This is a genomic window from Streptomyces sp. NPDC006463, from assembly GCF_042870715.1.
In the GTDB taxonomy this organism is placed as follows: Bacteria; Actinomycetota; Actinomycetes; order Streptomycetales; family Streptomycetaceae; genus Streptomyces.
On record NZ_JBIAHP010000009.1, the window covers coordinates 312613 to 325657 of the forward strand.

General features: G+C 73.5%; 11 protein-coding genes. 5 read left to right on the plus strand and 6 right to left on the minus strand.

Annotated elements, in window-relative coordinates:
* Positions 1–175: 175 nt before the first annotated feature.
* Entirely contained in the window at positions 176–952 is a 777-nt protein-coding gene (locus tag ACFYOB_RS18920; protein ID WP_388560967.1) for a sulfite exporter TauE/SafE family protein, read from the plus strand.
* An 8-nt stretch (positions 953–960) separates the two neighbouring features.
* Here the strand turns inward: ACFYOB_RS18920 and ACFYOB_RS18925 are convergent, their stop codons facing one another.
* A complete protein-coding gene (locus ACFYOB_RS18925) occupies positions 961–1548 on the minus strand; it encodes a class F sortase (RefSeq protein WP_388560968.1) in 588 nt (195 codons plus the stop codon).
* A gap of 226 nt (positions 1549–1774) precedes the next feature.
* Positions 1775–2317, minus strand: a complete 543-nt coding sequence (locus ACFYOB_RS18930; RefSeq protein ID WP_388560969.1) for a hypothetical protein — start codon at positions 2315–2317, stop codon at positions 1775–1777.
* 383 nt (positions 2318–2700) lie between these two features.
* Here ACFYOB_RS18930 and ACFYOB_RS18935 point away from each other — a divergent pair, with 383 nt between their 5' ends.
* Complete coding sequence (locus tag ACFYOB_RS18935; RefSeq protein WP_388560970.1) at positions 2701–3162, plus strand: gamma-glutamylcyclotransferase family protein; 462 nt, start codon at positions 2701–2703, stop codon at positions 3160–3162.
* Between the two features lie 34 nt (positions 3163–3196).
* Here ACFYOB_RS18935 and dnaG read toward each other — a convergent pair whose 3' ends face one another.
* The 4 genes from dnaG to ACFYOB_RS18955 all read right to left on the minus strand — a co-directional run bounded on the left by dnaG (position 3197) and on the right by ACFYOB_RS18955 (position 8594).
* Entirely contained in the window at positions 3197–5110 is a 1914-nt protein-coding gene (dnaG, locus tag ACFYOB_RS18940; RefSeq protein WP_388560971.1) for a DNA primase, read from the minus strand.
* A 34-nt stretch (positions 5111–5144) separates the two neighbouring features.
* Positions 5145–6419, minus strand: coding sequence for an NAD(P)/FAD-dependent oxidoreductase (locus ACFYOB_RS18945; RefSeq protein ID WP_388560972.1), 1275 nt, complete (start codon positions 6417–6419; stop codon positions 5145–5147).
* A gap of 93 nt (positions 6420–6512) precedes the next feature.
* Positions 6513–7838, minus strand: coding sequence for a deoxyguanosinetriphosphate triphosphohydrolase (locus ACFYOB_RS18950; RefSeq protein WP_388560973.1), 1326 nt, complete (start codon positions 7836–7838; stop codon positions 6513–6515).
* A gap of 36 nt (positions 7839–7874) precedes the next feature.
* Entirely contained in the window at positions 7875–8594 is a 720-nt protein-coding gene (locus tag ACFYOB_RS18955) for a sirohydrochlorin chelatase (protein WP_388560974.1), read from the minus strand.
* Between the two features lie 440 nt (positions 8595–9034).
* Here ACFYOB_RS18955 and ACFYOB_RS18960 point away from each other — a divergent pair, with 440 nt between their 5' ends.
* From ACFYOB_RS18960 to ACFYOB_RS18970, 3 genes are all read left to right on the plus strand, one after another.
* Entirely contained in the window at positions 9035–9649 is a 615-nt protein-coding gene (locus tag ACFYOB_RS18960; RefSeq protein ID WP_388561001.1) for a vancomycin high temperature exclusion protein, read from the plus strand.
* A gap of 67 nt (positions 9650–9716) precedes the next feature.
* Positions 9717–10487, plus strand: coding sequence for a glucose 1-dehydrogenase (locus ACFYOB_RS18965; RefSeq protein ID WP_388560975.1), 771 nt, complete (start codon positions 9717–9719; stop codon positions 10485–10487).
* A gap of 184 nt (positions 10488–10671) precedes the next feature.
* Positions 10672–12759: a molybdopterin oxidoreductase family protein gene (locus ACFYOB_RS18970; RefSeq protein ID WP_388560976.1), complete on the plus strand. Its 2088-nt coding sequence runs from the start codon at positions 10672–10674 to the stop codon at positions 12757–12759.
* The last annotated feature ends 286 nt before the right edge of the window (positions 12760–13045 follow it).

Below are 13045 nucleotides of genomic sequence, written 5' to 3' on the forward strand. Positions count from 1 at the left end.
CTGGCGGCCGGGCTGGGGCTCGCCAGTGTGCTGGCCGCGAGCGTGCTGACGGCGGTCGTGGACCCGCGGGCTCCGCAGGCCCCGGACCGGACGCCGGCCAGGCAAAGCTCAACCTTTGCGCAAGTTTCCGGGGATTGATGGCCCCTGCAGCCAACGGCTCCATAGGGTCATGACCGTGCCTGACATATCGACAACCATGATCATCGTGCTGTGCGTGGCCGCAGCCGCCGCGGGCTGGATCGACGCGGTCGTGGGCGGTGGCGGCCTGCTGCTCCTGCCGGCCCTGCTCCTCGGCCTGCCCAGCGCCCACCCGGCCACCGTCCTCGGCACCAACAAGGCCGTAGCCATCGTCGGCACCACGGGCGCGGCAGTGACCTACCTCCGCAAGGCCCCGGTGAACGTGAAGCTCGCCGTCCGCATCGGCGTCGCGGCGCTCGTCGGCTCGATGGGCGGCGCCGCGCTCGCCGGAGGCATCAGCAAGGACGCGCTCCGCCCGCTGATCATGGCGGTGCTCGTGGTCGTCGCGGGTTTCGTGCTCTTCCGGCCCGCCTTCGGCACCGCCCCGAGCACCTCGCCGGTCAGCCGGCAGCGGGTGCTGCTCGCGATCGGCCTCGCCGGGCTCGGCATCGGCTTCTACGACGGCCTCATCGGGCCGGGCACGGGCACCTTCCTCGTGCTCGCGCTCACCGCGCTGCTCCACCTCGACCTGGTCACCGCCTCCGCGACCGCCAAGATCGTCAACGTGTGCACGAACGCCGGGGCGCTCGCGATGTTCGCGTACCAGGGCATGGTGCTGTGGCAGCTGGCCGCGCTGATGGCGGTGTTCAACCTGGCCGGCGCCATGATCGGCGCGGGCATGGCGCTCAAGAAGGGCAGTGGCTTCGTCCGCGGCGTGCTGCTGACGGTGGTGGGCGCGCTGGTGATCAAGCTCGGCTTCGAGCAGTGGGGCTGATGCGTCCGCTAGTACGTCCCGGTGAGGTGGGCGAAGACGACCACGTTGCCGCGATAGCCGGTGTGCGGCGAGAAGCCGCCGCCGCAGGTGATCACCCGCAGCTCGGCGCGCGCCGAAGGGCCGTACACGCGGGTGTCGGGGAAGCCCTTGGCGTCGTAGACCTCGACCGCGTGGACCGTGAACACGGCGGTACGGCCGTCCGCGCGCGGAATCTCGACGGCGGCCCCGCGGCGCAGCGCCCCCAGGTGGAAGAAGACCCCCGGCCCGGCGGCGTCGTCCACGTGCCCGGCGATGACGGCGGTGCCGACGGCGCCCGGTGTGGTGCCGTCGCGGTACCAGCCGGCCAGGTCGCGCCGGTCGGGCGGGGGCACTTCGAGGCTGCCGCCCGGCTGCAGGCCGAGCCCGGTCAGCGGGGCGTCGACCCGGATGGAGGGGATCCGGATCCGGGTGGGCGGGGATCCGGTCAGCGGCGCGATACCGGGGCCCCAGGCGGTGGAGGCGGTCAGGGCCTCCGCGGGGGAGGGCAGCGGCGGGCCGACGGGCTCACGGGAACCGCTGGTCACGAGCCAGATGCCGACACAGGCGGCGATGGCCACGAGGCCCCCGTGGCGTGCGGTGAGGGTGCGGCCGGACCGGCCGGGTGAGACCGCATCCGGTCCAGGGCGGTCTGCGAAATCGCCACCCATCCGTATCCCCATCCCTCGGCTTCCGTTTCGGGGTGACTGGCCGTCGCCCGGCCCCGCGAACGGGGGGGGACCTCGCGGGGCGGGCGACGGGGGACGGTACCGGTCGGACCGCGGCCGAAGCCGCGGTGGGCGTCCGTCAGCTCCGCGTGCCGCTCGCCCGGCGACGCAGGAGCCAGGTACCGCCGACGGCGGTCGCGGCCAGCACTGCCGCTCCCGCCGCGATCTTGGCGGGGTCCGTGGCGGTGGTCGTGCCACCGCCCACCCCGGTCTGGACGCGGCCCTGCGGGCCGCGTTCGGTGACGACCAGGTCGCCGGTGGCGAACTTGCCGTTAGCGCAGGTCACCCCGATGCCGTAGGTGCCGGGACGGGTGCCGTGGGCGACCTGGAACTGCCCCACGACCACCTCCTTGTGGGTGCCCGGGGTCAGCTTGAACCGGCCGCCGCCCACCGTGGTGGCATCACCCTCGGCGTGGCTGCCCGGCCCGCAGGCGCTGGTGTTCACGGTGACCGTGATGCCGGGAGCGGCGGACTTGGGCCATACCTCCAGCGCGGCGAAGTCCCCGGGCGCGAAGCTCACCATGCCGAGCTCCGCGGCGGCGACCGCACCGGCGACCGGGCCGGTGAAAGCGGCGCAGGTCAGCGCAGCGGCGGTCAGCGCGTGGGCGGTACGTCGGCGCATGGGGACACTCTCCCTGGAGACACGGGGTCGTGGTTCCGAGGTAACCCGGCCCGCCCGCCGTGCGCCTGCTGATGTCCCGTCAGGTCCGCCTGTGGACGCTCCGCCGCGACATTGTTTCCACAGGTCAAACAGCTATTACCGTCATTCGGGCCACCCGCGCCGTCCGGGTGACGCGCGCGCGGGTCAGACCGCGGCGGCGACCAGGTCCGGCTGCCCCTCGCCGCACCGCGGCGCCCGGGGCACGGGTCCGGGCGGGCCCCGGCGGCGCGGGCCACGGGCACCGGGAGGGTGCGCAACAGCGGTGCGTACGGTGGGGGTACGCAGCCACGTCGGGACCTTCGCCCCGCCTGCGGAGCATTCCGCCGTACCCCAGGGAGGGCCCCGTGACATCGGTCGTTCGGCCACAAGATCCGACCGCTCCGCTCCCGTTCTTCGTCTACGGGACCCTGCGTCCGGGCGAGGTCAACCACGACCTGTTCCTGCGCGGCCGCACCCTCTCGGAGGAGCCCGCCATCCTTCTGGACGTGGCTCTCTACGACGGTCCCGGCTACCCCTTCGCGGTCGAGGACCCGGGTTCGGCCGTCGTCGGGGAGCTGGTCACCGCGGAGCCGGGCGCGTACGGGGAACTGCTCGCCGCGCTCGACCGGCTGGAGGAGTACGCAGGCCCGGGCCGCCCGGGGAACGTCTACGACCGGATCGCCCGCGAGGCGCTGCGCCCCGACGGAACCCGGGTGCTCGCCTGGGTCTACCTGGCGTCCCCGCTGGTCGCCCGCGACCTGCGGGAGTCCGGCTCCGGGATACCGGGCGGCGACTGGCTGAAGCGGATCCAGGACCTGCCGTCCTAGAGACCCTCGGCCGCCCTGGAGTCCCGCGGCCGGCCTACAGGCCCTCGGCGCCCCGGTTGCGCAGCCGCTGGCCGTACTGCTGGAGCACCCACAGCTCCTCCTGGACCGCGGCCAGTTGCTCCGGCGGGGCCTGCGGGCCCAGCCGGGACAGCGTGCCCTGGATCTCGTGGACCCGGCGGTCGACGGCGCGCAGCCGCACCTGGACCAGCTGGACCCCCGCGTAGACCTCGTCCACCGTCTTGGCGTGGATGGCCTCTACCGCCAGCTCCGTGACGAGCGCGCGGACGGTGTCGTTCGGGGCGGCGTCACGCACGCGGGCGAGGTAGTCCTCGGTGCCGAGCGAGGCGCCGCCCGCGTCCTGGATGGCCTGGCGCACGGCCGCGTAGGGCGGGGCGGTGAACTCGTCCATCCCGTACGCGTCGAAGGCGGGGGAGACCAGGGCCGGGCGCTGGAGGGCCAGCTTCAGCAGCTCGCGCTCGGTGCGGTGGGCCGGGCTGCGCAGGTTCAGGGCGGGGCCGCCGCCGGTCTGCTGGGCGGCGGGCGCGGGGGAGGCCTCGTAGGACGGGCGGGCGCCGCCCCGCTGCGGGCGGGACTCGCCCTGTCCGCCGCGCTCGCGGGCCCAGCGCGCCAGCTGTGCGACGCGCTTGACCACGAACTGCTCGTCGCGGATGCCGAGCATGCCCGCGAGCTGGACCGCGGACTCGTGCTGGATCGCGATGTTCTTGATGTTGGCGACGACCGGTGCGGCCTCGTCCAGCGCGGCAGCCCGGCCCGCCGGGTTCTCCAGGTTGTGCCGGGCGACGATGTGCCGCAGCGCGAACTCGAAGAGCGGAGTGCGGGACTCCACCAGCCCGGACACGGCGGCGTCCCCCTGCGCCAGACGCAGGTCGCAGGGGTCCATGCCGCCCGGGGTGATCGCGATCGAGGTCTCGGCGGCGAACTTCTGGTCGTCCTCGAAGGCCCGCAGCGCCGCCTTCTGCCCGGCCGCGTCGCCGTCGAAGGTGAAGATCACCTCGGCGGTGGCGTTGTCCATCAGCAGCCGGCGGAGGATCTTGATGTGATCCCCGCCGAAGGCCGTGCCGCAGGTCGCGATCGCGGTGGTGACCCCGGCCAGATGGCAGGCCATCACGTCGGTGTAGCCCTCGACCACCACGGCGCGCGAGGTCTTCGCGATCTCCTTCTTCGCCAGGTCGATGCCGTAGAGCACCTGGGACTTCTTGTAGATCGCGGTCTCGGGAGTGTTCAGGTACTTGGGGCCGTTGTCGTCGTCGCGCAACTTGCGCGCGCCGAAGCCCACCACCTCGCCGCTGATGTCGCGGATGGGCCACATCAGCCGGCCGCGGAAGCGGTCGATGGGCTTGCCGCTCCGGCTGTCCTGGGCGAGCCCGGAGGTGATCAGCTCCTTGTCGCTGAAGCCCTTGCCGCGCAGGAAGCGGGTCAGGTGGTCCCAGCCGGCCGGGCTGTAGCCCACGCTGAAGTGCGTGGCGGCCGCCTGGTCGAAGCCGCGCTCGGCCAGGAACTTGCGGCCGATCTCCGCCTCGGGGCTGTCCAGCTGGTCGACGTAGAACTGTGCGGCGGCCTTGTGCGCCTCGACCAGGCGGATGCGCTCACCGCGACCGCTGGTGCCGGCGGTGTAGCCGCCCTCCTCGTACCGCAGGGTGATGCCGGCCTGGCCGGCCAGGCGCTCGACCGCCTCCGAGAAGGAGAGGTGGTCGATCTTCATGATGAAGTCGAGGGTGTCCCCGCCCGCCTGGCAGCCGAAGCAGTGGTAGAGACCCTTGCTGGGGCTGACCTGGAAGGACGGGGACTTCTCGTCGTGGAAGGGGCACAGGCCCTTGAGGTTGCCGCCACCCGCGTTGCGCAGCTGGAGGTAGTCGGAGACCACGGCGTCGATCGGGACCGCGTCCCGTACCGCCTTCACGTCGTCGTCGTTGATCCGTCCTGCCACGCGTGAAGTCTACGGCCGGACGCCGACAAACCCGTCAGGCCCCCTCCGCCTTGATCAGCGACGCGAGCGGAACCGAAGGGTCGGCCAGTGCCTCGCGGTCCACGGGCTCCTTCGACCTGATCAGGGCCTGGATCTGCTCGGTGACATCCCACACGTTGACGTTCATACCGGCCAGCACCCGGCCCTCCGAGAGCCAGAACGCGATGAACTCCCGCTTGCCCACGTCCCCGCGGACCAGCACCTGGTCGTAGCCGCCCGGAGGCGCGTACCCCGAGTACTCCAGGCCCACGTCGTACTGGTCGGAGAAGAAGTACGGCACCCGGTCGTAACTGACCTCCTGCCCCAGCATCGCCCGCGCGGCGGCCGGCCCGCCGTTGAGCGCGTTGGCCCAGTGCTCGACCCGCAGCCGGGTCCCGAGCACCGGGTGGTGGGCGGCCGCCACGTCCCCGACCGCGAAGACGTCCGGATCGGACGTGCGCAGCGACGCGTCCACGGCGATCCCGCCGCCGTGCTCCCGGTCCACCAGGGTCAGCCCGGAGGTCTCGGCGAGCGCCGTCCGCGGCGCGGCGCCGATCGCGGCGAGCACCGCGTGCGCCGGGTGCTCCTCCCCGTCGTCCGTACGGGCGGCCAGCACCATGCCGTCGTGACCCACGATCTCGGTCAGCCTGGCCCCGAAGTGGAACCGCACCCCGTGCTCGGCGTGCAGGTCCCCGAAGAGCCGGCCGATCTCCGGGCCGAGCACCGCGTGCAGCGGCGTGGCCTCCGGCTCGACAACGGTGACCTCCGCGCCGTACCCGCGGGCCGCGGCGGCGACCTCCAGGCCGATCCACCCGGCGCCCGCGATCAGCAGGTGGCCGTTGTCCCGGCCCAGGGCCGCCAGGACGCCCCGCAGCCGCTCGGCGTGCGCGAGCCGGCGCAGGTGGTGCACCCCGGCCAGGCCCGTGCCCGGGATGTCCAGGCGGCGCGGTTCGGCGCCGGTGGCCAGCAGCAGCTTGTCGTAGTGCAGCGCCGTGCCGTCGACCAGGACCACCTTCTTGGCGTCCCGGTCCAGGTGGACCGCGGGCTGGCCGAGGTGCAGCTCGACATCGGAAGCCGCGTACCAGGACGGCTCGTGGACGAAGACGCTGTCGCGGTCGTCCTTGCCCATCAGGTACCCCTTCGACAGCGGGGGCCGCTCGTAGGGATGGTCGCGCTCGTCGCCGATCAGGATCACCCGCCCCGTGAACCCCTCGGAACGCAGCGTTTCGGCCGCTTTTGCCCCGGCCAGCCCCGCGCCGACGATGACGAATGTCCGGTGTGCGTCGACCACCTGATGCCTCCTCATAACCTCTCCGCCACATGCGACCACATGCGAGCGTCCCGCACCGAGCCTGCCGCGTGAAGGGGGAGTGGCCCGATCAGCTCACCCTTCGGCGCGTCGGGCACGCCGGGTGAGGCGTGCGTGCAGGGAGCGTGCGGCCGCGTCCGTGAGGCACGCGATCTGGTCGACGACCGCCCGCTTTCTGGCCCTGTCGTCCGCCGCCGCGTCGAAGATGGCCCGGAACTGCGGGTCCAGGCCCTCGGGCGCGCGGGCGCTGAGCGCCTCCGCGAGTTCGGCCAGGACGATGCGCTGATCGGCCCGGATCCGTTCCTGCTCGTCGCGCTGCATGACGTACAGATCGGCGACAGCCTTGAGGACCGCGCACTCGTTGCGTGCTTCACGGGGGACCACCAGTTCGGCGCCGTACCGGGTGAGACGGCCGGAACCGTACGCCTCGCGGGTGGCGCCCTCGGCGGCCAGGCAGAACCGGCCGATGAGCTGGCTGGTCGCGTCCTTCAGGCGGGCCTGGGTGACGGCCGAGCCGTCGTACCCGTGCGGCCACCACTCCTGCTCCATCAAACGGTCGAGCGCGTCCCGCAGTTCCTCCGGCTCGGTGTCGGCGGGCACGTAACGGCCGATGGCGACCCGCCAGATCGCGGTGCGCTCGGGCTCGGAGAACAGGAGGTTGGGGTCGAGGTGGCCCGCGTGCAGCCCGTCCTCGAAGTCGTGGACGGAGTACGCGACGTCGTCCGCCCAGTCCATGACCTGGGCTTCGAAGCATTTGCGGTCGGTGGGCGCGCCGCGGCGCAGCCATTCGAAGACGGGCAGGTCGTCCTCGTAGGCGCCGAACTTCACCGAGCCGGGGTCGGTGGGGTGGCCCCCGCGCGCCCACGGGTACTTGGTCGCGGCGTCCAGGCAGGCCCGGGTGAGGTTGAGGCCGACGCTGACGAGTTCGCCGCTGGCCGGGTCGGGAACGAAGCGCTTGGGCTCCAGGCGGGTCAGCAGGCGCAGCGACTGGGCGTTGCCCTCGAATCCGCCGCAGTCCTTGGCGAACTCGTTGAGCGCCTCCTCGCCGTTGTGACCGAAGGGCGGGTGGCCCATGTCGTGGGAGAGGCAGGCGGCCTCGACGAGGTCGGGGTCGCAGCCGAGCGCGGCGCCGAGCTCCCGGCCGACCTGGGCGCACTCCAGCGAGTGCGTGAGCCGCGTACGGGGGCTCGCGTCCCAGTCGTACGAGCGGGTGCCCGGGGTGACCACCTGCGTCTTGCCGGCGAGGCGGCGCAGGGCGGCCGAGTGCAGTACGCGGGCGCGGTCGCGCTGGAAGGCGGTCCGGCCGGGCCGTTTGTCGGGCTCGGCGGCCCAGCGCTCGGTGTCGGCTGCGTCGTAGAGGGCGTAACGGTCGTCTGCGGGGGCGTGCGCGGTGCCTTCCATGAATTGACGGTAACCGGAACCTCTGACAAACCGGGATCAGGCGGAGACGAGTTCCGGCCGCAAGACGCCGCGGGGCAGCGCCAGGGCCTGGTCGTAGCGGTGCAGCAACAGCCGGGCGAGGGCCGGGTGGTCGCCCAGCGGAGCCGCGGCGAGGGCGGGCGCGGCCGCGGCGGTCTGGGCGGCGAACCGGCCGGGAGCGGCGAAGTACGAGGCCACGGCCGTCCGGTGGTGGCCGCGGGCGACCAGTGCCCGGACCGCGTCGGGTGCGCTCGGCCCGGCGGCCGAGGCGTAGGCAGGGACCACCGGGACTCCGCCGAGACGTTCAGCGAGCAGGTCGGCGGTGCGGCGGGTGTCGGCCGCCGAGTCGGGGTCGCGGGAACCGGCGGCGGCGAGGACCACGGCGTCGCCGGGGGTCCAGCCGGCCTCCAGGAGCCGTTCGTAGAGGGCCTCGACGAGCAGCGGATGCGGGCCCAGCGGAGGGGCGAAGGCGACCCGCAGGTGCGGGGCGCGGGCGGCGGCCGCCGGAAGGTCGCGCTTGACGTGGTACCCGCGGCCGAGGAGCAGCGGGACGAGGACCGCCTCGCCGCGCAGCTCCCGCAGGACGTCGTCGAGGAGCGGATCGCTCAGCTCGATGTGGCCGAGCCGGACGTCGAGGCTGGGCCGAAGTTCGCGGACACGGTCGAGGAGCGCGCGGGCGGTGTGCGCGGCGCGGGGGTCGCGGCTGCCGTGCGCGACGGCGACGAGGGTGGGCTGCATGGGCGGACTCCGGGTCGGCGCAAGGTGCTGAGTTGTGTGCCCAGCTGGATGGTGATCAGGCTGAGCAGCTCGGCAGTGCTGTCGAAGGGGAGGGGCAGGGTGTCGGGAGGGTGCACCGGCTCCGTCATGAACCGATCCTGCGCGCCGGAGGTTGCCGCCGCGTTGCGCCGGGATGACGGGTGTTTTCCTGTTGCTCACCCACCCGCTCGGTCATTCGTGCGGGTGAATGGCGAGGAGGGCGGAACTGGAGGACGGGGCTCGCTCGTCAATCCGTGCGAACGATGTGTGGAACGTGTGGTGCGTGGGGGGCGATTATGAAGGTCACGGAGCGCGTGCGGTCGGCGGCAGTGGCGGCAGTGGCGGCAGGGGCGGCAGTGGCGGGGTGGCGGCCAAGGCTCCGGTTCGGGGTGCGGGGCCGGCGGCGGGCCGTGCGGGTGGTCATGGCGGGCTGCGTGCTGGCGCTGCTGCCCTCGGCGTGGACGCACGCGGCGGCCGCGGACCGGCTGCGGACCACGGCCGACGCGCCGGCCGCCGAGGTGGCCGTGGTGTTCGGGGCGGGCCTGTGGAACGGGCAGCCCACGCCCTATCTGGCCAGACGGCTCGATGCGGCCGCCGAGCTGTACCGCGCGGGCAAGGTCAAGGTCGTGCTGGTCACCGGGGACAACAGCCGCCGGGAGTACGACGAGCCCGACGCGATGCGCACGTATCTGACCAAGCACGGGGTTCCGGACGGGCAGATCGTCAGCGACTTCGCCGGCTTCGACACGTGGGACTCGTGCGTGAGGGCCAAGGAGATATTCGGGGTCAAGCGTGCCGTGCTGATCAGCCAGGGCTTCCACATACGCAGGGCCGTCGCCCTGTGCCAGGCGGCGGGCCTGGAGTCGTACGGCGTCGGCGTGGACGACGAGCACGACTCCACTTGGTACTACGGCGGGACCCGCGAGGTGTTCGCGGCCGGCAAGGCGGCGCTGGACGCGGCCTTCAAGCCCGCGCCGCACTTCATGGGGCCGAAGGAACAAGGGGTGTCGCGGGCCCTGGGCGCTCTGGCAAACTGACGCGGCGTCGGCTTATGTCGATTAGTCATATACCGATCTGTCGGTCCGAGCGTCAGAGGTGTGGAGCGTGACTGTTGTGGATCTGGGCGGCAAGGTCGTCGTCATCACCGGTGGCGCCCGCGGCCTGGGCGCGGCGACCGCGCAGGCCGTCGTGGACGGTGGTGGCAAGGTCCTGATCACCGACGTGCTGGAGGCGGAGGGCGCTCAAACGGCCGCGAAGCTCGGCGGCTCGGCGCGCTTCCTCAGGCACGACGTGACGAGCGAGACCGACTGGCAGGCGGCACTGGAGTACGCGGTCGCCGAGTTCGGACGCGTGGACGGCCTCGTGAACAATGCCGGCATAGCCACCGGCCAGTTCCTGGAGCACGAGAGCGTCGAGCACTTCCGCCAGGTCGTGGAGATCAACCTGGTGGGTGTGTTCATCGGCATCAAGACCGCGATCCCGCTGCTGCGGGCGAACGGCGGCGGCTCCATCGTCAACATCTCCTCCGCCGCCGGCCTGACGGGACTGGCCCTCACCGCCGGATACGGAGCCTCCAAGTGGGGCGTGCGCGGCCTGTCGAAGATCGGCGCGGTCGAGCTCGCCGAGGCGAAGATCCGCGTCAACTCCGTACACCCCGGCATGACGCTGACCCCGATGACCGCCCCCGTCGGCATCCAGGCGGGCGAGGGCAACTTCCCCGGTACCCCGTGGGGCCGCGTCGGAGTCCCCGAGGAGATCGCCGCCGCGGTCGCGTTCCTGCTCTCGGACGCCGCCGGGTACATGACGGGCGCCGAGCTCGCGGTCGACGGCGGCTGGACCGCCGGCCTCACGGTGAAGTACCTGACCGGCCAGTGATCCCGGCCCGGCCGGTGGACGGAAACACGCACCCCTCGGCGTGACGCCTTCCCCGGCCCGACGGCCGAGCCGGCCACCGCAGCCCGGGCCTCACCGCAGGCACCGGGCGGCGCTGAGGCAGAGCACCCCGGCCCGTAACGCGGGGCGGCTGCCGGTGTAACACCGACGACGCACGCTTGCGTCCATGCACACCTCGGACTCCGTCACCGCCACGCACTGCCCGTACTGCGCGCTGCAGTGCGGCATGAACCTGCGCTCCGCACCGGGCGTCGTGGACGGCACCGGTGTGACGGTGGAGGAGCGGCCGGACTTCCCCGTCAACCGGGGCGCGCTGTGCGGCAAGGGCCGCACCGCCCCCGCCGTGCTCTCCTCCCGGGTGCGCCTGACCGGGCCGCTCGTCCGCACCCACGCCGGGCGGCTCGAACCGGCCACCTGGGAGGAGGCTCTCGACGCCGTCGCCGAGGGCCTCGCCCGCACGGGCCGTGCGCACGGCCCGGACGCGGTCGGCGTCTTCGGCGGCGGCGGGCTCACCAACGAGAAGGCGTACGCGCTCGGCAAGTTCGCCCGCGTGGCCCTGCGCACCTCGCAGATCGACTACAACGGCCGCTTCTGCATGTCCTCGGCCGCCGCCGCGCACCAGCGGGCGTTCGGGCTCGACCGGGGCCTGCCCTTCCCGCTGGAGGACATCCCCCGCACCGGCTGCGTGATCCTCGTCGGCTCCAACCTGGCCGAAACCATGCCGCCCGCCCTGCGCTACCTCACCGAACTCAAGGCCAACGGCGGCACCCTGATCGTCATCGACCCCCGCCGCACGCGCACCGCCGAACAGGCCGACCTGCACCTGGCCCCGCGCCCCGGCACCGACCTCGCGCTCGCCCTCGGCATGCTGCACCTCGTGGTGGCGGAAGGGCGCACGGACGAGGAGTTCATCGCGAGCCGCACCACCGGCTGGGAGGAGGCCCGGGCCGCCGCGATGGCCCACTGGCCCGAGCTGGTGGAACGTGTCACCGGCGTTCCCGTGCCCAAGTTGCGCGAGGCTGTCGCGATGTTCTGCGCCCCCTCCTCCGCGATGGTCCTCACCGCCCGCGGCCCCGAGCAGCAGTCCAAGGGCACCGACACCGTCGGCGCCTGGATCAACCTGTGCCTCGCCACCGGCCGGGCCGGCCGCCCGCTCTCGGGCTACGGCTGCCTCACCGGCCAGGGCAACGGCCAGGGCGGCCGCGAGCACGGCCAGAAGGCCGACCAGCTCCCCGGCTACCGGAAGCTGACCGACCCGGTGGCCCGGGCGCACGTGGCCGGGGTCTGGGGCGTCGCCCCCGCCGACCTCCCCGGCCCCGGCCGCAGCGCCTACGAACTGCTCGACGCCCTCGGCACGGACGTACGGGCCCTGCTCCTGATGGGCTCCAACCCGGTGGTCTCGGCCCCGCACGCCTCCCACATCGAGGACCGCATCCGCTCCCTGGACTTCCTCGCCGTGGCCGACGTGGTCCTCTCCGAGACCGCCGCCCTCGCGGACGTGGTCCTCCCGGTCACCCAATGGGCGGAGGAGACCGGCACCACCACCAACCTGGAGGGCCGCGTCCTGCTCCGCCGCCGGGCCCTGACCCCGCCGCCCGGAGTCCGCACCGACCTCGAGGTACTGCACGGCCTCGCCGGCCGCCTGGGCGTCGAGAAGGGCTTCCCCACCGCCCCCGAGGAGGTCTTCGAGGAACTGCGCCGTGCCTCGGCCGGCGGCCCGGCGGACTACTCGGGCATCACCTACGCCCGCATCGAAGCCGAACAGGGCGTCTTCTGGCCCTGCCCGGAGGAAAGTCAGGGCACGCCCCGCCTCTTCCTCGACCGCTTCGCCACCGAGGACGGCCGGGCCCGCTTCGTCCCCGTCGTCCACCGGGGCGCCGCCGAGGTACCCGACGCCGAGTACCCGCTGCTGCTCACCACCGGGCGCGTGGTCGCCCAGTACCAGTCCGGCGCCCAGACCCGCCGCGTCGAGGAGCTCAACGAGGCCGCGCCCGGCCCCTTCGTGGAGCTCCACCCCCGCCTCGCCGCCCGCATCGGCGCCGTCGACGGCAGCCCCCTGGCGGTGATCTCCCGCCGCGGCCGCGCCGTGGCCCCGGCCCGCATCACCGACGCCATCCGCGCGGACACCGTCTTCATGCCGTTCCACTGGCCGGGCGAGGGCCGCGCCAACTCCCTGACCAACCCGGCGCTCGACCCGGTCTCCCGGATGCCGGAGTTCAAGGTCTGCGCGGTCCGCGTCGAACCGGTCACCTAGGATCCCGCCCCGAAGGCCGAGCCGATGCCGAGCCGAGGCCGGGCCTGCGCGCGATGCCCGGCCTGGGGCCGGCCGAACTCGCGTGCGCGCAAAGGCTCGTGCGGCAGGCGACCGGAGCCCCACGGATCCGGTGGATGACCCGAAGCACGTCCGGCCGGCGGGGGACGGCCGACCGGCCTGGAAGCGGGGGGGGGGGGGGGGCCCCCCCCGGGGGGGGGGCCGCCGGGGGGGGAGCCACCCGGGACCCCCCGCCCGCCCGAACGGGTAGCACCCCCCCCCGGGCAGG

Coding starts and splice junctions, on each gene's coding strand:
- ACFYOB_RS18930 (WP_388560969.1), bottom strand. CDS start 2,317: ATGCGCCGACGTACCGCCCACGCGCTGACCGCCGCTGCGCTGACCTGC.
- ACFYOB_RS18950 (WP_388560973.1), bottom strand. CDS start 7,838: ATGGAAGGCACCGCGCACGCCCCCGCAGACGACCGTTACGCCCTCTAC.
- ACFYOB_RS18955 (WP_388560974.1), bottom strand. CDS start 8,594: ATGCAGCCCACCCTCGTCGCCGTCGCGCACGGCAGCCGCGACCCCCGC.
- ACFYOB_RS18960 (WP_388561001.1), top strand. CDS start 9,035: ATGGCGGGCTGCGTGCTGGCGCTGCTGCCCTCGGCGTGGACGCACGCG.
- ACFYOB_RS18970 (WP_388560976.1), top strand. CDS start 10,672: ATGCACACCTCGGACTCCGTCACCGCCACGCACTGCCCGTACTGCGCG.